The sequence below is a fragment of the Pseudoduganella chitinolytica genome (assembly GCF_029028125.1).
GTDB classification, from domain to species: Bacteria; Pseudomonadota; Gammaproteobacteria; order Burkholderiales; family Burkholderiaceae_D; genus Rugamonas; species Rugamonas chitinolytica.
The window spans coordinates 2,208,132-2,228,119 of the sequence record NZ_CP119083.1; the positions used below are offsets into that span (position 1 = coordinate 2,208,132).

The following is a 19,988-nucleotide window of genomic DNA, read 5'->3' on the forward strand; positions in this document are numbered from 1 at the left end:
AAAATTCAGGGCGGCGGCGCGTGTATTGTTGAGCTCAAAGCCCGCGCCAGCCCAGCATTTCATGACAGTTCGATGACAGGCGCTTGGTGACCGCAGCAGACATTTCTTAACTGTTCCTTAATTTTGTGATTGCTTTAGCAAGCCACGCGAGTACAGTAGAGCTGCACCCCACGACGGTGCACCCTCTCAACTGTAAAGGAGCTTACTGTGCGTATTACCCGCTTTGTAACCACCGCAATCGCTTCCGCAGTCATGCTGTGCGCCGCCAGCGCACAAGCCGCCATCACCACGTACACCAGCCAGTCCGCCTACCTGGCGGCCGTGGGCACCACCGGCGTCGACAGCTTCGATGACCTGGACGTCGACGAATATGCCGGCCCGCTGGACCGCACCGCAGGCACCTACGGCTATACGATCGCCGCCGGCCCTGAAAACCCGAGCCTGTGGGGCGCCACCGATGACGGCGTCGATTTCGGCCTGACGGGCGGCAACCGCATCGACATCGTCTCCTTCAGCAGCAAGACGCCGGTTGCCGGCGCGGGCGGGTTCTTCTATGGCTCCGACCTGTTCGGCGGCTACACGGATGCCGACTACCTGATCCTGACGGCCACCGACAGCACCGGCGCCAGCATCGAGTATCGGCTGAGCACACCGGACAAGGGCTCGTTTGTCGGCTTCGTCTCGGATCACGACCTGGTGTCGATGACGATGACGGCGGAAGACCAGCGGGGCGTGTGGGCCACGGTCAACGACCTGCACCTGTCGGTCGCGGCCGTGCCGGAACCCAGCACCTACGGCATGCTGCTGGGGGGCCTGGGCCTGATGGGCTACCTGGCCCGCCGCAAGCGCAATCAGTAGGACGGTGACTGCCGGCCGGCCACGGGCACGGCTGGCAGCGTGCGCGGCGCATCCAGCCAGCGCTCGCGCAGGCGCATGAAAGGCGTCTCCACCAGGACGAACAACAGCCAGCCGGCCCACACGCTCGCCACCAGCAGCAGGGCCACGCCAGCCGGTTCGCGGGCATGGATCCCCAGCGGTGCCAGCAGCGGCGCCAGCACGATGCACAATTGCTTGTGCACCAGGTAGATCGCATACGACCATAACGCCAGGCTCCCTGCCCCCGGCACGCGCAGGCCATACAACAGCGAGCCAGGACTGACGGCTGCCAGCACCAGCAGGCCGAAACCCAGCGCCAGCAGCGGGTAACCGAAGATCGTCTCGGCCCGGCCGAAGTGATTGGCCAGGAACAGCTTGAACGCCACGGCAACGATGGCCGTGCCCAGCGCCAGCGTCCAGTTGCCCCACGCCGTCAGCCTGGCCCACAGCCCTGCATGGCAATTCTTCAGCAGCGCCAGCGCGACACCGGCCACCAGTTCGTCGAAGCGGCACAAGGTCGAGTAGTAGATGGTGCGATAGTACAGCGAGTTACCGCCCGACGGCGGGCGCGCCTCGTCCCAGGCATGCGCGCGCAGCAGCATGCCCGCGATGAAGCTGGACGCGATCAGCAGCCAACCCAGGTGCAGGCGCCAGCGCCCGCAGGCCGCGGCCAGCAGCGCCAGCGCCGGCAGCGCCAGATAAAACTGCTCCTCGACGCACAGCGACCACGAGTGCGAGAAACGCGTGCCCGGCTTCAGGTCGAAGTTCAAGGTGAAGGTCAGGTATTGCCACCACGGCGCATGGGGCGAGTGGGCGGCAAACACGGGCCAGAACGCGTACAACGCCAGCACCACATAGTAATTGGGCAGCGTGCGCAGCAGGCGGCGCGCATAGAACACCGGCAGCGAGAACGTGTCCTGGCGCAGGCCGGCAAAGATCTGGTTGCCGATCAGGTAGCCGGACAGCGCGAAGAACAGGTCGACGCCGGCCCAGCCGATCTCGCCGACAAAGCCCAAGGTGGGACGGCGGGTGACGAAGTTGACGTAGTGATTGGCGAACACCAGCAGGATCGCCAGCGCGCGCAGGGTGTCGAGGCCGTGCAGGCGGCGGGTCGGGCGATGGTTCATCCCGGCATTCTACCTGCCAGTCCCGCTAGAATAGTGCTTCCACCGTTCACCCGAGGCCCGCATGACCGCATCCGCTCCGCTGCAGTTCCGATCCGTCACCTACACGGGTCTTGAGCCCGGGCCGCGCCTGATCGTCACGGGCGCCGTGCACGGCAACGAGACGGCGGGCACGCAGGGCATCCTGCGCGTCATGGCGGAGCTCGATTGCGGCGCCCTGACGATGGCTGCCGGCAGCGCTACGTTCGTGCCCGTGACGAATCCGCTGGCGTATGCACGCAAGCAGCGGGCCGGCGAGCGCAACCTGAATCGCAACCTGTTCCCGAAAGCGCAGCCGGAAGACTTCGAGGACCGCGTCGCCAACTGGTTGTGCCCCCTGCTGGCCGCGCACGACGTGCTGCTGGACCTGCATTCGTTCAACGCGCCGGGCGAGCCTTTCGTGATGATGGGACCGCGCGACAACGACGGCCCGCTGGAACCGTTCCACCACGAACAGGCGGAGCGCTCGCTGGCACGGGTGCTGGGTGTGCGCCGCTTCGTGGACGGCTGGCTGCGCACCTACGGCGCGGGAGTGCAGCGGCGCCTGCGCGGCGACAGCCAGCTCGAGACGGTGCTGCGCTATGGCGTGGGCACGACGGAATACATGCGCACGACCGGCGGTTACGCGCTGACGCTTGAATGCGGCCAGCACGCCGATCCGCAGGCACCGCAGGTCGCCTACCGGGCCATCCGCAATACGCTGGCGCACTTGCGGCTGGTGGCGGAACCGGCGCCGCAGCCGGTGCCGGCCGATGCCATCGAGGCGTTGTCGATGATCGAAGTGTTCGACAAGCTGCATGACGACGATGCGTTCAGCCGCCCGTGGTCCAGCTTCGACCGGGTGGCGGCGGGAGACGAGATCGGCCGCCGCGCCGACGGCACGCCCGTGCTGGCGCCGTTCGACGCGGTCATCCTGTTTCCCGACACCGCCGCGCGGGCGAATGCCGAGTGGTATTACCTGGCGCGGGTCAATCCGGCCTTTTAACCGGGGGGCTTGGAACGCAGCGGGACGTCCTGCCCGCTGCGGTCAGCATTCGGGGTCGTAGAAGAACTCGCGCAGCTCCTGGGCACAGCGGCAGGACGCGGCTATCTTCGCTGCCCAGTGGACGGCTTCGGCCCTGGACGGAAGTTCCAGTACACAGAAGCCGCCATCGAATTGCCTGGTCTGCGGGTACGTCTCCGCCTTGCAGCGCCCATCCGGCGCCACCATCACCGGCGCGACATCGCTGTTGATGCCGCCGCCAAACACATAGACCCCGGCGGCCTTCGCCTCCCGGATCACGGCATGCGAGGCCTCGGACACGGCAGGCATCTCCTCGGCAGGAACATCCATCGCACTGGCGGGGAACGAAATCAGGAACTTGGTCATGGTGGCATCCTCACTCGTGAAGGTTGACGGACGAAAGCTCGGGCAGGCAGCCGAGATGAGCCGGATCATACCTTGTTGACTGGGCGCCCGACCATCCGTCAGCGCGGTATGCCCCACCCGAACGGATCGGTGTCATCGACCAGCAACGCCGCCTCGGCATTGATCCAGGCCCGGCCGCGGATCGACGGCAGTACATTGCCCTCCTCCACCCGGTAGCAGGCTTCGAACACGCTGCCGATGATGCTTTGCTGGCGCCATGTCCGCCCCGGTGCCAGCTTGCCGTCCGCCGCCAAACAGGCCAGCTTGGCGCTGGTGCCGGTGCCACATGGCGAGCGGTCGTAGGCCTTGCCGGGACACAGCACGAAGCTGCGGCTGTCCGCCACGGCCGGGTCGGTCGGCGCCCCGAATACTTCGATATGGTCGATCGGCGCGCCGTCGTCGCCCGCGATGCCGGCCGCCGCCAGCGCGTCGCCCACCGCCACGCAGTAGGCCGTCAACGCTTCGATCTCGGCCGGCACCACGGCAAACGGATGCGCGCCGACCAGGAAGAACCAGTTGCCGCCCCACGCGACGTCGCCCGTGACGCTGCCGTAGCCTGGCACCGCCACCTGTACCGCCTGGCGCGTGCGGTGCGCGGGCACATTGTCGACGGTGACGCTGCCGTCCTCGTGCAGCTCGGCCGTGACGACGCCGACCGGCGTATCGATGCGATGCCGGCCCGGACCTATGCGGCCCAGGTGCGCCAGCGAGGCGACGAGGCCGATGGTGCCGTGCCCGCACATGCCCAGGTAGCCGACGTTGTTGAAGAAGAGGACGCCGGCAACGCAGTCCGGCGCGTGCGGTGCGCACAGCAGCGCGCCCACCAGCACGTCCGACCCGCGCGGTTCGCACACTGTTGCCGTGCGATAGCGGTCGTGTCCGGTGCGCATGCGCGCCAACCGTTCCGCCAAGGGGCCAGTGCCGAGATCCGGCCCGCCCGCGACGATCAGGCGGGTCGGCTCGCCGCCCGTGTGGGAATCGATGATGTCGAGACGTTGCATGTGGCGTCCGGCAGGCTTAGTGCGGCGACAGCAGTTTCAGGCCCAGGATACCGGCCACGATCAGGCCGATGCACAGGATTCGCGCGGCCCCGGCCGGCTCGCCCAGCACCAGCATGCCGAACGCGGCGGTACCAACGGTGCCGATGCCAGTCCAGACGGCATAAGCCGTGCCCAGCGGCAGGCCGCGCAACGCCAGGCCCAGCAGGCCGATGCTGCCCGTCATCGCGGCCAAGGTCAGGGCGCTCGGCAGCAGCTTCGTGAAACCGGCCGTATATTTCAGGCCGACAGCCCAGCCCACTTCCAGCAGGCCGGCGATAAACAGGAACACCCAGGACATATGCCACTCCAAACGACTGGCAAGGCCGTCCCTGCCGTTAACCCATGCGGCGCGCTGCGCCGGCGGAGCCGTCCCCGCGGGTGACCCGACAGTATATCATTCCACCCCTCGGGCCGCGGCTGCCCTGCCCGGCCGGCAATCGGGCGCCGTCAGCAAGGCCGGGATTTATATCGTAGAATACCAATATGCGAATCGACGAAAGCCGATATCCGCATCGGAGAAACCCGAATTATGACTGAACTCGACATCGACGCGATCCACAAGGCGCTGGCCAATCCCGTGCGGCGCCAGATCCTGGCATGGCTGAAGGAACCGGAAGTCCATTTCGCCCAGCAGCTGCATCCCGTGTCGCTGGGCGTGTGCGCAGGCGTGATCGACCACAAATGCGGCCTGTCGCAATCGACCGTGTCCGGCCACCTGGCGATCCTGCAGAAGGCCGGACTGGTGACGGTCACGCGGCTGGGGCAGTGGAATATGTTCAAGCGCAACGAAGAGGTCATCCAGGGTTTCCTCGACCGACTAAACCTCGGCCTGTAACGGTCCCGCGCAGCACGCGGCCGGCACGGCCCATTGATACAGGAACAGAAATGACGACATTGTTCGACCCCATCACCATCGGCGACCTGACCCTGAAGAACCGCGTCATCATGGCACCGCTGACGCGTGCCCGCGCCAATCCCGGCCGCGTGCCCAACGCGCTGATGGCCGAGTACTACGCCCAGCGCGCCAGCGCCGGCCTGATCCTGTCCGAGGCCACTTCCGTGACGCCGCAGGGCGTGGGCTACGAGAACACGCCGGGCATCTGGTCCGACGAGCAGGTGGCTGGCTGGAAATTGGTTACCGAGGCCGTCCACGCCAAGGGCGGCAAGATCTTCATGCAACTGTGGCACGTGGGCCGTATTTCCGATCCGAGCCTGCTGGATGGCGAGGCGCCGGTGGCGCCCAGCGCGATTCCGGCCAAGGGCCATGTCAGCCTGCTGCGTCCGATCCGCCCGTATCCGGTGCCGCGCGCACTGACGACCGAGGAAGTGGCCGAGGTCGTCGCCGCCTATCGCCTGGGTGCGGAGAACGCCAAGAAAGCGGGCTTTGACGGCGTGGAAATCCACGGCGCCAATGGCTACCTGCTCGACCAGTTCCTGCAGGACAGCACCAACCAGCGTACCGACCAGTACGGCGGCCCGATCGAGAACCGTGCCCGCCTGATGCTGGAAGTGACGGACGCCGCCATCGACGTGTGGGGCGCGGACCGCGTCGGCATGCACCTGGCGCCGCGCCGCGACGCGCACGACATGGGCGACTCCGACCCGGAAGGCACGTTCACCTACGTCGCACGCGAACTGGGCAAGCGCAAGATCGCCTTCATCTGCGCGCGTGAGGCGGTCGGTGAGGACAGCCTGGGCCCGCTGCTGAAGCGGGAATTCGGCGGCATCTATATCGCCAACGAGCAGTTCAGCCTGGAAAGCGCGCAGCGCGCCCTGAACGACGGTACAGCCGACGCCATCGCCTTCGGCAAGGACTTCATCGCCAATCCGGACCTGCCGGAGCGCCTGCAGCAAGGCGCGCCGCTCAATCCGCAGCGGCCGGAGCTGTTCTACGGTCCTTCGGCCGAGGGCTATACGGACTATCCTGCCCTGGCTTGATGGGTGCTTGGGGTCTGTCCCTGTCCAGGGACAGACCCATGCTGGCGCCGTGTCTTCCGGCGCTCAGCGTGGCACGGTGTAATTGACGGGAACGAACTCGTAACCCTTGCCGCTGCTGCGCAGGTGCCCCAGCCCCGGGAACGGCAGGTGGGCCGCACCGATCAGCGCCCCCTCCTTCGCCGCGGCCGCGAACGCCGCCTTGCGCGCGGCCAGCGCGGCCTTGCTGTCGCTGTCGAAGCCGATCGTCACCGACGGGTCGTCGAACTGGATGAATCGTGCGTGCATCAGGTCGCCGATCAGCACCAGTTTCTGGCCGCGGCTTTCCACCACGTAAGTCGTGTGGCCGGGCGTGTGGCCGTAGCTGGACGTGGCGCGCACGCCCGGTACCAGTTCCGTATTGCCGTTGAAGGGCTGCAGCCGGTTGGCACCCGCATACGGCCCCAGCGCGCCCTGCGCGCCCTGGAAGTACCCTTTCTTGTCCGCCGGCGCGGCATCCATCTGTTCCTTGCTCAGCCAGAAGTCCGCATCGTGCTGGTCGGCCCGTACGACGGCATTCGGGAACGCCGGCTTGTCGCCCGCGTTCAGGCCGCCGACGTGGTCGGGGTGCATGTGCGTGATGTAGATCTCGTCGATCTGCTCGGGCTGGTAGCCGGCCGCCTTGATGCTGGTGACGAGCTTGCCCAGGGTCGGGCCGAACAGGTTGCCGGCACCGGCGTCCACCAGCACCAGCTTGCTGCCTGTATTGACGAGGAAGGCGTTGACGGACGTCTCCACGGGCGCCCGCAGGAAATGACGCCCGAGCGCCTGGTCGATCTTCGGTTTCGGCGCATGCAACAGCTTGTCCATCGGCAGGTCGACGGTGCCGTCGCTGATGACGGTCACTTCGATGTCGCCCACCATCGTGCGATAGAAGCCGGGCGCCTGCGTCTTGACCATCGGCGCGGCCGCGGAAGCGATACCGCTGGCGACAGCCAGGGCGGTCAACAGCGCGGCGGGCGCCAGGCGAATTTTTCTGGACATCGTGTTGTTCCTTTCATATTGGATGTGCGGATCGCTACCTTAACGTAAAACGGTCCGTCCGTGCTTGCCACCGCCAGGGGTTCGCCCGGCACTCCCTTCGGCAGAGCCGCGATGCGACGACGCTCGCGGCTTGCCCGGAAAACAACTTTGTGACGCCGCGCAGGTGGCTGTGGCGTTGCCACGATGCCGCAAACGGCGCGCCCATGCGGTTTTCGACGAGCAACAATGCTTGCTCAGCCCTTCCAGGCCGGATAGAATTTCGTCCGCGGTTTTCACAAGGTGGAACGACCGGACGGCAGCCGCGCCACCCACAGGAAACCCGTATGACCAATTACCGGCTGGCGGTCGCCGCACTGCCAACGATCAAGCAGCGCATGGCCTTGCGCGTCCTCCACCTCTTCGGCTGGAAATTCATGTACCGGCCATTGCCGGGGCCGCGCGGTATCCTGGTCACCTACCAGCACACGTCGAACTGGGACTTCTTCATCGGCCTGTTCGCCAAGTGGGCCGTCGACCTGCCCTTCCGCTGGCTGGCCAAGGACTCGCTGTTCCGTCTTCCGTTGCTGGGCAAGTGGCTGCTGAAGCTGGGCGGCCAGCCCGTCGACCGCAGCGCGCCGAACGGCATGATCCGGGCCCAGGCCGAGCGCATGAATGCGGCGCCGTGGTATTGGGTCGCCATCACGCCCGAGGGGACGCGCAGCTATCGGCCCAACTGGAAGAGCGGCTTCTACCACCTGGCCATCGAGGCCAAGGTGCCGCTGTGCCTCGTCGCGCTGGATTACCCCAACAAGACGCTGCACATGACGGATCACCTGTGGCTGACGGGCGACCAGGAGCGCGACATGGCCGCCATCGCCGCGGCGTACGCGGGACGGCAGGGCAAGCATCCGCAGAACGCCGCGCCCATCGTGCTGGCCGAGCGGCGCGAAAAGACACGCAACTGAGACCGCGCGACTGATTCAGGCTAAGCGGCCAGCAGGACGAACCCTGCCGCTGCCACGGCGCCGCCCAGCACGCGTGCCCGCGGCCATGCACCCAGCCACCGTCCCGCCATCAGCAATGCCGCGCTGGCCAGCAGGAAGCCGGCGATGGCGCTCGCCCGCGACAGTTCCAGGCCGTGGGCATTGCCATGCCATAGCGCGAAGCCGGCCATGATGGCGCATGCCGCCAGGGCCGGCAGCCGCACCGCCGCGGCGACCAGCGCGCCGGCCACCAGTACCGACAACGCGATTCCGCCCTCCAGCGCCGGCAGGCGCAGGCCGGCCACGCCGACGCCGGCGCCGACAGCCAGCGCGACGACAACCGCCGGCAGCAGCCGCGCCGGCTGGCGCGCGCTCCAGATGCCGATGGCCAGCAGCGCCAGCAGGTGATCGATGCCGGTCAGCGGGTGCAGCAGCCCCGCGACGAAACCGGCGCCATCCACGTGACCGGGATGGGCCAGCGCCGGCAACGGCAGGCACAGGCCCAGGAGCAACAGCCGGCGCGCGCTCATGGCCGCGTCTCCAGCAGGCCCTGCTCGCGGATGAACGCGATGACCTGCTCGACGCCCTCGCCGCTGCGCAGGTTGGTGAAGACGAACGGCCGCTCGCCCCGTTGCTGGCGGGCGTCGCGCGCCATCACGTCCAGGTCCGCGCCCACGTGCGGCGCCAGGTCGGTCTTGTTGATGATGAGGAGATCCGAGCGCGTGATGCCGGGCCCGCCCTTGCGCGGGATCTTCTCGCCGCCGGCCACGTCGATCACGTACAGGGTCAGGTCGGACAGCTCGGGGCTGAAGGTCGCCGCCAGGTTGTCGCCGCCCGATTCGACGAGGATCAGGTCCAGGTCGGGGAAGTCGGCCTGCATGCGGGCGATGGCTTCCAGGTTGATCGACGCGTCCTCGCGGATCGCCGTGTGGGGACAGCCGCCCGTTTCCACGCCCATCAGCCGCGCGGCCGGCAGCGCATCCGCGCGCAGCAGGATCTCCATGTCCTCGCGGGTGTAGATGTCGTTGGTGATGACGGCCATGTCGTAGCGCTCGCGCATGCCCTTGCACAGCATTTCGCACAGCGCCGTCTTGCCGGAGCCGACCGGGCCGCCGATGCCGACGCGCAGCGGGTTCGATGTGATCTGCATAGTGGATTCCTCAGGATCGATAGAGTCGGCTGTATTGCACTTCATGGCGCATCGACAGGAGCGCCAGGCCTGGGGCCCAGTTTGACAGGTCGTATTCGCCCAGCGACTGCGCGCACAGCGCGGCCGCCTCCAGTTCCGGGCGCAGCGCCAGCAGCAGCTTCTGCCCCGCCACCTGGCCCAGCGGCACCGACTTGACGCACACCAGCACCTGGTTTTCCGCCCACGCGAACAGCAGCGCCAGCAACGCTTCCTCGTGCGGAATGCCCAGCGCCGCGACGGCACAGGCATACGCCGCCGGCAGCGGCACCTCGGCATGCGCGTGCAGCATCGCCAGCGCGCCTTCGTCGGCGATGCCCAGTTCGGCGATCAGGCGCGCCAGCGAAAAGCCCATCTGCACCGTCTCGGCGCGCAGCTCGGACGTGTCGCGCGATGCCAGGAATTGCTCCGACAGCTCCGCGACCAGCTGTGCATCGCGCTGCGTGAATGCCGCCATCAGGCGCCAGCACAGCGGCGCTTCCCAGCGCGTCACCACTTCGTGCAATTGGCGCACGATCCAGTGCCGGGCGCTGTCCGCGTCCTTCACCAGGCCCTGCTCCAGCGCCGCCTCCAGCCCCTGCGAATAGCTGTAGGCACCGATCGGCAGCGACGGACTGGCCAGCTGCAACAGGTGCAGCAGTTGCGCCGCCGCGATCATGCCGGATCGCCCGGCCGGTGGATGCGCTGGCGCAGCGGCACCGGCGCCAGCGGACCATGGCCATGGTCGTGGTGGTGATGGCCGCCGCCGTAGGCGCCGGACTCCGGCTCGAACGGCGCCAGTTGTTCGATGACCGTGGCCCCCAATCCCGCCAGCATCTCGCGCAGCACGACGTCGGCGCGGATGCGCAGGAAGCCGTCGCCCACCTGTGCCTGCGTGTGGCGGTTCCCCAGGTGGAAGGCACAGCGCAGCAGCGCGTGCGCATCGGCGCAGGTGATCTTGTAGGTCGATTCCGGCGCCGCCTCCACCCTCACGACGCGGCCGTCGTCGCCCTTCAGCAGGTCGCCGCCGCGCAGCACGGTGCCGCGCACGGTGAAGATGGCGACTTCCTCGCCCGAGTCGAGCCGCGCGCGCAGGCGGCACTTCTCGCGCAGCTCGTACGGCAGCACCAGGCGCCCGTCGACGGGCGCGCGCGGGTCGGTGACGTTCGTGTCCGATATTTTCGTGTGCAGTGTCAGCATCGTCTCTCGCTCTAGAACAGGAAATAGCGCTGCGCCAGCGGCAGCACGGCGGCGGGTTCGCACGTCAGCAGGCGCCCGTCCGCGCGAACCTCGTAGGTTTCCGGGTCCACTTCCATGACGGGCGTGGCGCCGTTGTGGATCATGTGGTGCTTGCGCAGGTGGCGCATGCCGCGCACGGGAATCAGGGTCTTCGTCAGCTTCAGCGCCGCGCCGATATCCGCATCGAACGCGGCCTGCGAGACGAACGTGAACGATTTTTTCAGGCCGCCGCCGAAGGCGCCGAACATGGGCCGGTAATGCACCGGCTGCGGCGTCGGGATCGACGCGTTCGGGTCGCCCATCTGCGCCGCCGCGATCATGCCGCCCTTCAGGATCAGCGACGGCTTGACGCCGAAGAACGCGGGCTTCCACAGCACGATGTCGGCGATCTTGCCCACTTCCAGCGAACCCACGACGTGCGCGACGCCATGCGTGATGGCGGGATTGATCGTGTACTTGGCGATGTAGCGCTTGACGCGGGTGTTGTCGTTGCGGGCGCTGTCGCCCTCGAGCGGACCGCGCTGCACCTTCATCTTGTGCGCCGTCTGCCAGGTGCGCAGGATGACTTCGCCGACGCGGCCCATGGCCTGCGAGTCGGACGACATCATCGAGATGGCACCGATGTCGTGCAGGATGTCCTCGGCGGCGATGGTCTCGCGGCGGATGCGCGACTCCGCGAACGCCACGTCCTCGGCGATCGCCGGGTCCAGGTGGTGGCACACCATCAGCATGTCCAGGTGCTCGTCCAGCGTGTTGACGGTGTAGGGCCGGGTTGGATTGGTCGACGACGGCAGCACGTTGGCCTGCCCGACGGCCGCGATGATGTCCGGCGCATGGCCGCCACCGGCGCCTTCGGTATGGAAGGTGTGGATGGTGCGGTCCTTGAACGCGGCCAGCGTGTCCTGCAGGAAGCCGCCTTCGTTCAGCGTGTCGCTGTGCAGCGCCACCTGGATGTCGAACCGGTCGGCGACCGCCAGGCAGTTGTCGATGGCGGCCGGCGTGCTGCCCCAGTCCTCGTGCAGTTTCAGGCCGATGGCGCCGGCGCGGATCTGCTCCTCCAGCGGCAGCGGCAGGCTGACGTTGCCCTTGCCGAGAAAGCCCAGGTTCATCGGGAACGCGTCGGCCGCCTGCAGCATCGCGTGCAGGTGCCACGGCCCGGGCGTGCAGGTGGTCGCCGCCGTGCCGGTGGCCGGGCCGGTGCCGCCGCCGATCATCGTCGTCACGCCGCTCATCAACGCCTCCTCGATCTGCTGCGGGCAGATGAAGTGGATATGGCTGTCCACGCCCCCCGCCGTGACGATCAGGCCTTCGCCGGCAATGATCTCGGTGGCGCCGCCGATGGCCATCGTGACGTTCGGCTGGATGTCCGGATTGCCGGCCTTGCCGATGGCGGCGACCAGCCCATCCTTGATGCCGATGTCGGCCTTGACGATGCCCCAATGGTCGACGATGACGGCGTTCGTGATGACCGTGTCCATGACGTGGGCATGGCCGCGCTGCGACTGCCCCATGCCGTCGCGAATGACCTTGCCGCCGCCGAACTTGACCTCCTCGCCGTAAGTGGCGTGGTCGTGCTCGATCTCGATGAACAGCTCCGTATCGGCCAGGCGGATACGGTCGCCCGTGGTGGGACCGTACATCTCGGCATAAGCGCGGCGCGGGATCGTCGCCATCAGCCCTGCCCGCCGTCGGATCGCAGCTTGCCCATCACCTTGCCGGAAAAGCCGTACACCTCGCGGTCGCCTTCCAGCACGACCAGTTCGACGGTGCGCTGCTGGCCCGGTTCGAAGCGCACGGCCGTGCCGGCGGCGATGTTCAGGCGCCGCCCGTAGGCCTTCCAGCGCTCAAAGGACAGCGCGTTGTTGACTTCGAAAAAGTGGAAATGCGAGCCCACCTGGACCGGCCGGTCGCCCTTGTTGGCCACCACCACAGTGACTGTCTCGCGGCCCTCGTTCAGCGGGACGTCGCCCTGCTCCAATTGATATTCGCCGGGGATCATGATGCGCTCACACGATGGGGTTGTGGACGGTCACGAGCTTGCTGCCGTCCGGGAAAGTGGCTTCGACCTGGATGTCCGGGATCATCTCCGGTACGCCTTCCATGACCTGCTCGCGCGTCAGGATCGTCGTCCCGTACGACATCAGCTCGGCCACGCTGCGCCCGTCGCGCGCGCCTTCCAGCAGCGCGGCGCTGATCAGTGCGATCGCCTCGGGGTGGTTCAGCTTCAGGCCGCGCGCCAGGCGGCGTTCGGCCACCAGGCCGGCGGTAAAAATGAGCAGCTTGTCTTTTTCGCGGGGTGTCAGGTCCATGGGAGTTCCTTCAGGTGCGCCAGCTGCGCGGTTCGAATCCGGCCCGGCCCAGCAAGGCGGGCCGCAGCAGGCGCCACGCTGCCAGCATGATTTCGCGGGCTGTCTCGCTGTCGTCGCCCAGCCAGCGCACGACAAACACCTGCTTCATCTGCGTGGCGCCGAAGTGGGCCCCGTCGGCCAGCGCACGGACGGCGTGCAGCACGTCGCCGGGCAGCGGCGCGCCGCAGGCCACCAGCGTGGCGCATACGCTGCGGCCGGCCAGGCCGAGGGGGCTGTGCTGCAGGGCCGGCGTCAGCACGCCCTGCTCCCACCACAACAGCCGGCCGCCGCGCCGGATCGACGTGCGCTGCGCAATGCGGCCCCGGTCAAACGTCTCGCCGAATGCGCGCCGGCCCAGGCAGAGGATCTCGCAACCCAGGTAGGCGGCATCGGCCGCCAAGGTCACGTGGTGGTCAAGTGCGACGTGGGCGTCGTCATAAAGGATGGTTTCCTGCGGCAGCCATTCGAGCGTGGCACCGGCCTCGGCTTGCAGCGTCACGCGCTGGCCGGACACCTGGCCATTGGCACGATACCACTTGGCCGCGCCGGGCGTGGTCAGGAAGACCTGGGCGCCAGCGCCGGCAGCGACGTCGATGGCCAGGCGGTCGCCGCCCACGACACCGCCGGGCGGATGGACGACGATCGCGTGGCAGATCGCCGGGTCTTCGGGATACAGGGCTTTTTGTACGCGCAGGGGGCCCAGGTGTTCGCGCCGGGCCAGGCGCGTGACGGCGCCGTCGCGGCGAAAGCCCAGCCTGAGGCTGGCCTGCCACGCGCCAGGGCTGGCGTGCGGGGGGACATCGATAGTGCTGGCAAGACAGTCGGGCATGAGCGCGGATCCGGGAATGACCTGCTCAGCTATGCAAGTTGCGTGCCAGGTGCGGACGGGCATTCACGGCACTGCGGCCCGCCGATGCACCATCGCGGTGCAGCCAGGCGGGCGGCCGTGGTGCGGTGTTACGTCAGCCCAACCGGTTCGCTCTGGTTGATCGTGTGGCGCACGTTGCGCAGGCCGGAGGTAACTTATCTACGTATGGCTCATCATTGCCCGCTGTTCCGTACAAAGGTAGGGCTGAAATACCCGATGAAACCAAGCTTCCCCATTAGCAAACGACACAAATTCGATGTGGAACGCATCCTTTATCAATCCACAAAAAAAGAATTTACTACTTCCAGTACACGAGAGTGCACTTGCTGCCAGTTCGATAATAACGTACCGCTAAGATAGTATTCTACGAGCACTCCCTGTGGATGTTGATATCGCAGCCGGCAACGATTTGGCTCACCGCGAGCTGAACCAGCACACGTGAAGACAATTGGACCACCTTTTGGTGTTGTTGCCTTGGGATCGATCGGCACGTATAAGCGATACCCCCATCCACCGTCATTTTGCGGGCTTGTATATTGGCGTAATCCGATGGCGGTCAGTTCTTCAACTCGCCATGACGGCTCATTAATATCACTCCACTCGCGCTGGACATTCTCGATACCATACGCATGTATCACTACGCTAACTGGCGAGTCAAATGGTTGTGGCTTTACGTCGTGGTGATCAAATGGCGGCCCAAGATCTATATTTATAGAAACATAATCCGCCTGGCCACGAGTAATTTTTCCTGTGGTGTGAGGATTAGGTAAATAGGTGACTGGAAATCTCAGCAAAGAGTCCTGAATTTTTATCTCGTTAACCTGTCCGACATAAATCCCGTGCGCAATAAGATAGGCGGGCGTATTAGAAGGCGGCTTCTTATCGGCGATTCCATGATAAATCAACACAATAAATGAAACAAGGAAAAAGGACGCACTAATATTACGCTTGAGTTGACTCCAATGAGGCGAATATGACTTTGGATCCTTCATGATTTCAATTTGAGCAGAACCGGGCTAGCTTGGGGACATGAGCAAAGATACTTCTGGGGCAAACGCTCTACATGATGCGCCGAGCGGTTTTAGAGGCGAACGATTCGAAGCAAGTTGCGTCGATGCGTCAACGATCTGCGTCGCACGTAGGAAATGGACACAGAGTCGGTCCCACTGGCAATTCATAACTCCACTGAGAAATTCTGTTCCGCTGCGGCACGTCTGACAGAAGACGAAGAGACCTCGGCGAGACTGTCCCCGCGCTGGCTGCAACCTCGCATTGCGTTGCCCGCAACACCCACACCTTGAAGTAAAGTGGCTGCACCAGCCCTTGGCGAATCGTTACTCTATTCGACCACCGTGGCAAACGCTGAGCAGGAATGCGTCCTCTAGCAGTCTTGAACAAATTCGGTAGGCAACAGTTCACTCGTCCTGCCGTGACGTTCATGTTTCTATAGGGGATGACCTTTTGCTGGCGCAACGCATACAGACGCGACATTCGGTCGAACGTGACGTCTGGAATAGCGGATTGCTGCGATAAGCCCAGCTATCGGCCGTTGCCACGGCATGTGAATGGCACCAGCTAATAAGCTGCGTACACATGCAGGTAAACACAACGCGGCCGTTTCGGACGCGTTAGTGGGCCGACAGCGTAAGACAAATTTATCGATGAGGAGACTTCAACTCAGCCTGACCGGCTCGCTCTCGTCCATCGTGTAGCGCACGTCGCGCAAGCCGTTCACGCGCATCAGTTCGCGCGCCGTCAGGCCGCTCGGGTCGGCGCTCTGGCGGTTGTCGCGGCGTTCGTGGCGCAGCACTTCGCCGACGATTTCGATGTCGCGCAGGCGGTAAGGCGGGTTGATGACCAGTGGCTGGTCGAGGTCGTTGTACCAGATCTGATAGAGAGGCATGTTTTGCTCCGGAAAAACAGTACATTATCACAACGTACAGCAAGCGGTACGCACATGCCTCGGCGTTTCTATTCGTCCGTCAGGGTCGCCGCGAGCAGGAATTCCTGGCCGCATGGCCGGCCAGCGCACAGGGCGGGCTTGTAGCGCTGCAGCAGCAACAGCCGGCCGACGAAGTCGCCCAGGTCGTCGCCCGGCGCAGTAAGGATGCGCACGGCGAGCGGCATCCCGGCCGGGTCGACCGTCACGCTGGCCTTGATGGGGCCGGGATGGACAGCGCCCTTTTCCAGCCGGGCCAGCGCCCGGAAGATCGGGGCCAGGCCATTGACGGGAAACGGCGGCTCGTCGTCCGCCGCCATGCGCTCATAGGCTGCCCGCACGATGCCTTTCTGCGCATCCGACAGGTCGGCATAGCGCTTGTCGAACGGAATCGGCGCGAAGGCGACGTTGCGGCGCAGGTGGCTGCCGGTGCGGGGCTGGTCCCGGAAGGCATAGGTGGTGTCCTGCGCGGCGGCGATGCCGGCCAGCGCCAACGCGGCGCTGGCTACCAGGTACGAGAGGGGGTGCATGCGGGGCTCCTGTTGGGGTGAGGGTCACCCCAGCTTAGGCGGAGTTGCCCGCATGCATGTTGCCGTAAATCAGTAAGGCCCCTTCCCGCCATCCGCGATGAACCGGTCGATGCGCGCCGCCAGCACCGGCAGCGGCACGGAACCCAGTTCCAGCACCGTATCGTGGAACGCACGGATGTCGAACTTCGTGCCCAGCGCGGCCTCTGCGCGGCGGCGCGCATCCATGATCGCCATCTCGCCCAGGTAGTACGACAGCGCCTGGCCCGGCCACGAAATGTAGCGGTCCACTTCCGTCTCCACCTCGTGCGCCGACAGCGCCGTGTTCTCCATCAGGTAGCGCTGCGCCTGTTCACGCGTCCAGCCCTTGGCGTGGATGCCGGTGTCGACGACGAGGCGGGACGCCCGCCAGGCCTGGTAACTGAGCATGCCGAACACTTCGTATGGCGTCTCGTAGATGCCCATCTCGGTCCCCAGGCGCTCCGAATAGAGCGCCCAGCCTTCGCCATAGGCGGAGATATAGGCGTTGCGGAACGCGGGACGGCCCTGCTGCTCCAGCGCCAGCGGCATCTGGAACGCGTGGCCGGGGGCCGATTCGTGCAGGGTCAGCGCGGGCAGGCTGTACAGCGCGCGGGCCGGCAGGTTGTACGTGTTGACGAGGTAGACGCCGGGGCCGCCGCGGCCGGACGTGTAGTACGGCGCCTGTTCCGGCGGCACGGGATTGACGGCAAAGCGGCTGCGCGGCAGGCGGCCGAAATACTGCTCCGCCTTGGCATCGAACTTTTTCGCGATCCACGCGGCGCGCATCAGCAATTCCTCCGGCGTCTTGGCATAGAAGCGGGGGTCGGTGCGCAGGAAGTGCAGGAACGCGGCCAGGTCGCCGTCGAACTTCACTTCCTTCATCACCTGCGCCATCTCGGCGCGGATCTTCGCCATCTCGGCCAGGCCGACCTGGTGGATCGCGTCCGCCGTCAGGTTCGTCGTCGTGTATTCGACGATCTTCGATTGATAGTAGGCCTTGCCGTCCGGCAGGCGCTCGGCCGCCAGGTTGTCGGTGGCGCGCGGCACGTATTCCTCGCGCATGAATTTCAGCAGGCGCCCGTGCGCCGGGATCACCTGCGTGCGGATCGCGGCCAGTGCCGCTTCGCGCAGGCCGGCCTGCTCGGCCGCCGGGATCGTCGCGGCCATCGCCTTGAACGGCTGGTAGAACGGGGTGTCCTCGGGCTTGGCCTCGACGATGGCGACGAGCGACTGGTCGCGCCCCTGCAGCGTGACCTTGGGCGGCGTGAAGCCGCGCGCCAGGCCGGCGCGCATGTTCGCCATCTCGTCGTCGAAGTAGCGCGGTACGTCGTTCAGCTGCGCCACGTAGGCGCGGTACTCGGCCGCCGTGCGGAACGGCTTGCGCGCCTCGTACGTCAGGTTCGACCAGAACGACGAGTCGGCGTTGAGCGGCTTCTCGTATTCGCGGAAGCGCTGGTTCTCCAGCAACGCAGCGATCTGCGCGCGGTAGACGGCGTAGTTGATCCGTTCATGGGGCGACAGCTTCTTCTCGTCGATGCCGTCCAGGCGGCGCAGTGTCGTCTCCCAGTAGCGCTGGCGCACCAGCTGCGTGGCCGGATCGATCTTCGGCAGCGTGGCGCGGATGCCGCTGGTGTCGTCCTCGGCATCTTCCAGCCGCTGCGACAGGCGCCACTGCCATTCCTGCGTATGGACGGCGCGGAACTGGTCGTCGGTCGGGTTGGACTTGGGCGCTGCGTGGGCCTGGGCGGCGCACAGGCTGGCGGCCAGGAAGGCCGCACTGAGTCGTTTCATTCTGGTTCCTGGTTCTGGTTGAGGAAATCGCTGGCGATGGCCGTGGACAGGAAGATGCGCCCGTTCAGGCGCTCCGGCAGGCTGCTGGCGCGCAGCCGGTCCATCACGGGGCCCTTCACTTCGGCCAGGTGCAGGCCGATGCCGCGCGCGCGCAGGCTGTCGTTCAGCTCCTGCAGCGCGAACAGCGCGGTGGTGTCGATCGAGCTGACGGCCAGCATCGCCAGCACGAGATGGCGCGCGGCCGGGTGGGCGCGCAGTTCGTCCTCGATCCGTTCGTTGATGGCGTCGACGTTACCGAAAAACAGGTTGGCGTCCACCCGCAGGATCAGCACCGTGGCGCAGGTGGTGGCGGCGTAGCGGTCGACGTTGCGGAAGTGCTCCGTGCCGGGAATGCGGCCCAGCACGGCGATGTGGGGCCGGCTGGCGCGCCAGATCAGGGTGCCCATCGACAGCACGACGCCAACCACGACACCGGCCTCCACGCCCAGCGCCAGCACGCCGCCGCACGTGACGAGCCACGCCAGCGCGTCGCCGCGGTCGTAGCGCCACGCGGTGCGCAAGGTATCGAGCTGCAGCATGCCGAGCACGGCGACGATGATCGTCGCCGCCAGTGTCGGCAACGGCAGCAGCGCCAGCCAGCCCGTCGGCAGCACCAGCGCGGCCGCCAGCAGCCCGGCGGAGATGACGCTGGCCAGCGGCGTATTGGCCCCGGCGGCGAAATTGACGGCGGAGCGCGACAGGCTCCCCGTGACGGGAAAGCCGCCCGAGACCATGCTGGCGACGTTGGCCGCACCCAGGCCCACCAGTTCCTGGTTGCTGACGAGCTTCTCGCCCCGCTTTTGCGCCAGCGTCTGCGCCGCCGACATGCTGATCAGGAAGACGATGAAGCCGATCAGGAGGCCCGGCTGCAGCAACGCGCGCCAGTGCGCCGCCGATGTGGCCAGGTTCAGTTCCGGCAGCCCGGCCGGCACGGGTCCCGTGACGGCCACGCCCAGCGCGGGCAGGTCCAGTGCGGCGACGAGGCCGATGGATGCCAGCACGATGACCATCGGCGCCAGCTTGGCCGCCACGTCGGCGGCCGTCCTGGGCATGCCGCAGCGGGCCAGCAGCGGCGCCAGGTGGGCGCGCGCCAGCACCAGCAGCGCCAGCGAGCCGAGGCCCAGCAGCGCGCTGGGCACGTGCGGGTGCGGCGGCGCGCCGCCCAGCAGCGGCTTGACCTGGCCCCACGCGATGACGAGCGAAGAGCCGACGGTGAAGCCGCTCATGACGGGACGGGAGAAGAAGCTGGCGAGAAAACCCAGGCGCAGCAGGCCGCACAGCAGCAACACGGCGCCGGCCACCAGCGCCAGCTGCGCGGCCAGCACGCCATGCAGCGCCGTACCGGCCGGTGCCAGCGGGCCGATGGCGGCCGCCGTCATCAGCGACACGATCGCCATCGGGCCCACCGACTGCGTCATGCTGCTGCCGAACAGGGCGTAGACCAAGGGCGGCAGGATGCTGGCATACAGGCCGGCCACCGGCGGCAGGCCCGCCACCAGCGCATACGCCATCCCCTGCGGGATCATCATCATCGCCACGACGATGCCGGCGCCGATGTCCCCCGGCAGCGCGGCACGGCGGTAGCGCCTCAGCCAGAGCAGCATTGCGAATCCGTTGCTTGATCAAAGGCAGAAGCCTACCACG

At 66.6% G+C, this 19,988-nt stretch carries 23 protein-coding genes; 5 read left to right on the forward strand and 18 right to left on the reverse strand.

Features of this window, described 5'->3' with window-relative positions; all coding sequences use genetic code 11:
• The first annotated feature begins 207 nt into the window (after positions 1 to 207).
• Positions 208 to 858 carry a PEP-CTERM sorting domain-containing protein gene (locus PX653_RS09740; RefSeq protein ID WP_277417691.1) on the forward strand — a complete coding sequence of 217 codons (651 nt, stop codon included), beginning with the start codon at positions 208 to 210 and terminating at the stop codon, positions 856 to 858.
• Here the strand turns inward: PX653_RS09740 and PX653_RS09745 are convergent.
• Complete coding sequence (locus PX653_RS09745) at positions 852 to 2,003, reverse strand: acyltransferase family protein (RefSeq protein WP_277417692.1); 1,152 nt, start codon at positions 2,001 to 2,003, stop codon at positions 852 to 854. The genes PX653_RS09740 and PX653_RS09745 overlap by 7 nt on opposite strands.
• Before the next feature lie 61 nt (positions 2,004 to 2,064).
• On the opposite strand from PX653_RS09745, the gene PX653_RS09750 reads away from it, so the two are divergent.
• Positions 2,065 to 3,024 carry a M14 family metallopeptidase gene (locus tag PX653_RS09750; RefSeq protein ID WP_277417693.1) on the forward strand — a complete coding sequence of 320 codons (960 nt, stop codon included), beginning with the start codon at positions 2,065 to 2,067 and terminating at the stop codon, positions 3,022 to 3,024.
• Positions 3,025 to 3,066: 42 nt separating this feature from the next.
• Here PX653_RS09750 and PX653_RS09755 read toward each other — a convergent pair whose 3' ends face one another.
• The 3 genes from PX653_RS09755 to sugE form a co-directional block, all read right to left on the reverse strand.
• Positions 3,067 to 3,408 carry a YciI family protein gene (locus PX653_RS09755; protein ID WP_277417694.1) on the reverse strand — a complete coding sequence of 114 codons (342 nt, stop codon included), beginning with the start codon at positions 3,406 to 3,408 and terminating at the stop codon, positions 3,067 to 3,069.
• A gap of 98 nt (positions 3,409 to 3,506) precedes the next feature.
• Positions 3,507 to 4,448 carry a 4-hydroxyproline epimerase gene (locus tag PX653_RS09760; RefSeq protein WP_277417695.1) on the reverse strand — a complete coding sequence of 314 codons (942 nt, stop codon included), beginning with the start codon at positions 4,446 to 4,448 and terminating at the stop codon, positions 3,507 to 3,509.
• A 16-nt stretch (positions 4,449 to 4,464) separates the two neighbouring features.
• A complete protein-coding gene (gene sugE / locus PX653_RS09765) occupies positions 4,465 to 4,785 on the reverse strand; it encodes a quaternary ammonium compound efflux SMR transporter SugE (RefSeq protein WP_277417696.1) in 321 nt (106 codons plus the stop codon).
• A gap of 231 nt (positions 4,786 to 5,016) precedes the next feature.
• On the opposite strand from sugE, the gene PX653_RS09770 reads away from it, so the two are divergent.
• Together PX653_RS09770 and PX653_RS09775 are read left to right on the forward strand one after the other, a co-directional pair.
• Complete coding sequence (locus tag PX653_RS09770) at positions 5,017 to 5,322, forward strand: ArsR/SmtB family transcription factor (RefSeq protein WP_277417697.1); 306 nt, start codon at positions 5,017 to 5,019, stop codon at positions 5,320 to 5,322.
• Positions 5,323 to 5,372: 50 nt separating this feature from the next.
• Positions 5,373 to 6,425, forward strand: a complete 1,053-nt coding sequence (locus tag PX653_RS09775) for an alkene reductase (protein ID WP_277417698.1) — start codon at positions 5,373 to 5,375, stop codon at positions 6,423 to 6,425.
• A 63-nt stretch (positions 6,426 to 6,488) separates the two neighbouring features.
• On the opposite strand, the gene PX653_RS09780 is transcribed toward PX653_RS09775, so the two are convergent.
• On the reverse strand, positions 6,489 to 7,445 hold the full coding sequence (locus PX653_RS09780; protein WP_277417699.1) for an MBL fold metallo-hydrolase: 957 nt from the start codon (positions 7,443 to 7,445) through the stop codon (positions 6,489 to 6,491).
• Between the two features lie 323 nt (positions 7,446 to 7,768).
• Between PX653_RS09780 and PX653_RS09785 the strand changes: the two genes are divergently transcribed.
• Positions 7,769 to 8,389: a 1-acyl-sn-glycerol-3-phosphate acyltransferase gene (locus tag PX653_RS09785; RefSeq protein ID WP_277417700.1), complete on the forward strand. Its 621-nt coding sequence runs from the start codon at positions 7,769 to 7,771 to the stop codon at positions 8,387 to 8,389.
• A gap of 20 nt (positions 8,390 to 8,409) precedes the next feature.
• On the opposite strand, the gene PX653_RS09790 is transcribed toward PX653_RS09785, so the two are convergent.
• The 13 genes from PX653_RS09790 to PX653_RS09850 form a co-directional block, all read right to left on the reverse strand.
• On the reverse strand, positions 8,410 to 8,937 hold the full coding sequence (locus PX653_RS09790; RefSeq protein ID WP_277417701.1) for a HupE/UreJ family protein: 528 nt from the start codon (positions 8,935 to 8,937) through the stop codon (positions 8,410 to 8,412).
• Complete coding sequence (gene ureG, locus PX653_RS09795; RefSeq protein WP_277417702.1) at positions 8,934 to 9,557, reverse strand: urease accessory protein UreG; 624 nt, start codon at positions 9,555 to 9,557, stop codon at positions 8,934 to 8,936. Before ureG ends, PX653_RS09790 begins: the two co-directional genes overlap by 4 nt.
• A gap of 10 nt (positions 9,558 to 9,567) precedes the next feature.
• Positions 9,568 to 10,248, reverse strand: a complete 681-nt coding sequence (locus PX653_RS09800) for an urease accessory protein UreF (RefSeq protein ID WP_277418554.1) — start codon at positions 10,246 to 10,248, stop codon at positions 9,568 to 9,570.
• On the reverse strand, positions 10,248 to 10,772 hold the full coding sequence (gene ureE, locus PX653_RS09805) for an urease accessory protein UreE (protein WP_277417703.1): 525 nt from the start codon (positions 10,770 to 10,772) through the stop codon (positions 10,248 to 10,250). The genes PX653_RS09800 and ureE overlap by 1 nt, the downstream gene beginning before the upstream one ends.
• An 11-nt stretch (positions 10,773 to 10,783) precedes the next feature.
• Positions 10,784 to 12,484 carry an urease subunit alpha gene (ureC, locus tag PX653_RS09810; protein WP_277417704.1) on the reverse strand — a complete coding sequence of 567 codons (1,701 nt, stop codon included), beginning with the start codon at positions 12,482 to 12,484 and terminating at the stop codon, positions 10,784 to 10,786.
• Positions 12,484 to 12,810: an urease subunit beta gene (locus PX653_RS09815; RefSeq protein ID WP_277417705.1), complete on the reverse strand. Its 327-nt coding sequence runs from the start codon at positions 12,808 to 12,810 to the stop codon at positions 12,484 to 12,486. Before PX653_RS09815 ends, ureC begins: the two co-directional genes overlap by 1 nt.
• Positions 12,811 to 12,817: 7 nt before the next feature.
• Complete coding sequence (locus PX653_RS09820; RefSeq protein WP_277417706.1) at positions 12,818 to 13,120, reverse strand: urease subunit gamma; 303 nt, start codon at positions 13,118 to 13,120, stop codon at positions 12,818 to 12,820.
• 10 nt (positions 13,121 to 13,130) lie between these two features.
• Positions 13,131 to 13,988 carry an urease accessory protein UreD gene (locus tag PX653_RS09825; RefSeq protein ID WP_277417707.1) on the reverse strand — a complete coding sequence of 286 codons (858 nt, stop codon included), beginning with the start codon at positions 13,986 to 13,988 and terminating at the stop codon, positions 13,131 to 13,133.
• 314 nt (positions 13,989 to 14,302) lie between these two features.
• On the reverse strand, positions 14,303 to 15,019 hold the full coding sequence (locus tag PX653_RS09830) for a hypothetical protein (RefSeq protein ID WP_277417708.1): 717 nt from the start codon (positions 15,017 to 15,019) through the stop codon (positions 14,303 to 14,305).
• A gap of 680 nt (positions 15,020 to 15,699) precedes the next feature.
• The gene (locus PX653_RS09835) at positions 15,700 to 15,930 is read right to left on the reverse strand and encodes a hypothetical protein (protein WP_277417709.1); all 231 of its coding nucleotides are present in this window, start codon (positions 15,928 to 15,930) and stop codon (positions 15,700 to 15,702) included.
• A 68-nt stretch (positions 15,931 to 15,998) separates the two neighbouring features.
• Entirely contained in the window at positions 15,999 to 16,496 is a 498-nt protein-coding gene (locus PX653_RS09840; RefSeq protein WP_277417710.1) for a hypothetical protein, read from the reverse strand.
• Positions 16,497 to 16,565: 69 nt separating this feature from the next.
• Positions 16,566 to 18,305 (reverse strand): DUF885 domain-containing protein, encoded by a 1,740-nt coding sequence (locus PX653_RS09845; RefSeq protein ID WP_277417711.1) that lies wholly within the window; start codon positions 18,303 to 18,305, stop codon positions 16,566 to 16,568.
• Positions 18,302 to 19,948 carry a SulP family inorganic anion transporter gene (locus PX653_RS09850; protein WP_277417712.1) on the reverse strand — a complete coding sequence of 549 codons (1,647 nt, stop codon included), beginning with the start codon at positions 19,946 to 19,948 and terminating at the stop codon, positions 18,302 to 18,304. The genes PX653_RS09845 and PX653_RS09850 overlap by 4 nt, the downstream gene beginning before the upstream one ends.
• Positions 19,949 to 19,988: the final 40 nt, after the last annotated feature.

Coding starts and splice junctions, on each gene's coding strand:
- PX653_RS09785 (WP_277417700.1), top strand. CDS start 7,769: ATGACCAATTACCGGCTGGCGGTCGCCGCACTGCCAACGATCAAGCAG.
- PX653_RS09820 (WP_277417706.1), bottom strand. CDS start 13,120: ATGGACCTGACACCCCGCGAAAAAGACAAGCTGCTCATTTTTACCGCC.
- PX653_RS09840 (WP_277417710.1), bottom strand. CDS start 16,496: ATGCACCCCCTCTCGTACCTGGTAGCCAGCGCCGCGTTGGCGCTGGCC.
- PX653_RS09835 (WP_277417709.1), bottom strand. CDS start 15,930: ATGCCTCTCTATCAGATCTGGTACAACGACCTCGACCAGCCACTGGTC.
- PX653_RS09760 (WP_277417695.1), bottom strand. CDS start 4,448: ATGCAACGTCTCGACATCATCGATTCCCACACGGGCGGCGAGCCGACC.
- PX653_RS09825 (WP_277417707.1), bottom strand. CDS start 13,988: ATGCCCGACTGTCTTGCCAGCACTATCGATGTCCCCCCGCACGCCAGC.
- PX653_RS09755 (WP_277417694.1), bottom strand. CDS start 3,408: ATGACCAAGTTCCTGATTTCGTTCCCCGCCAGTGCGATGGATGTTCCT.
- ureE (WP_277417703.1), bottom strand. CDS start 10,772: ATGCTGACACTGCACACGAAAATATCGGACACGAACGTCACCGACCCG.
- sugE (WP_277417696.1), bottom strand. CDS start 4,785: ATGTCCTGGGTGTTCCTGTTTATCGCCGGCCTGCTGGAAGTGGGCTGG.
- ureG (WP_277417702.1), bottom strand. CDS start 9,557: ATGCAGATCACATCGAACCCGCTGCGCGTCGGCATCGGCGGCCCGGTC.
- ureC (WP_277417704.1), bottom strand. CDS start 12,484: ATGGCGACGATCCCGCGCCGCGCTTATGCCGAGATGTACGGTCCCACC.
- PX653_RS09780 (WP_277417699.1), bottom strand. CDS start 7,445: ATGTCCAGAAAAATTCGCCTGGCGCCCGCCGCGCTGTTGACCGCCCTG.
- PX653_RS09775 (WP_277417698.1), top strand. CDS start 5,373: ATGACGACATTGTTCGACCCCATCACCATCGGCGACCTGACCCTGAAG.
- PX653_RS09850 (WP_277417712.1), bottom strand. CDS start 19,948: ATGCTGCTCTGGCTGAGGCGCTACCGCCGTGCCGCGCTGCCGGGGGAC.
- PX653_RS09845 (WP_277417711.1), bottom strand. CDS start 18,305: ATGAAACGACTCAGTGCGGCCTTCCTGGCCGCCAGCCTGTGCGCCGCC.
- PX653_RS09750 (WP_277417693.1), top strand. CDS start 2,065: ATGACCGCATCCGCTCCGCTGCAGTTCCGATCCGTCACCTACACGGGT.
- PX653_RS09790 (WP_277417701.1), bottom strand. CDS start 8,937: ATGAGCGCGCGCCGGCTGTTGCTCCTGGGCCTGTGCCTGCCGTTGCCG.
- PX653_RS09830 (WP_277417708.1), bottom strand. CDS start 15,019: ATGAAGGATCCAAAGTCATATTCGCCTCATTGGAGTCAACTCAAGCGT.
- PX653_RS09815 (WP_277417705.1), bottom strand. CDS start 12,810: ATGATCCCCGGCGAATATCAATTGGAGCAGGGCGACGTCCCGCTGAAC.
- PX653_RS09745 (WP_277417692.1), bottom strand. CDS start 2,003: ATGAACCATCGCCCGACCCGCCGCCTGCACGGCCTCGACACCCTGCGC.
- PX653_RS09770 (WP_277417697.1), top strand. CDS start 5,017: ATGACTGAACTCGACATCGACGCGATCCACAAGGCGCTGGCCAATCCC.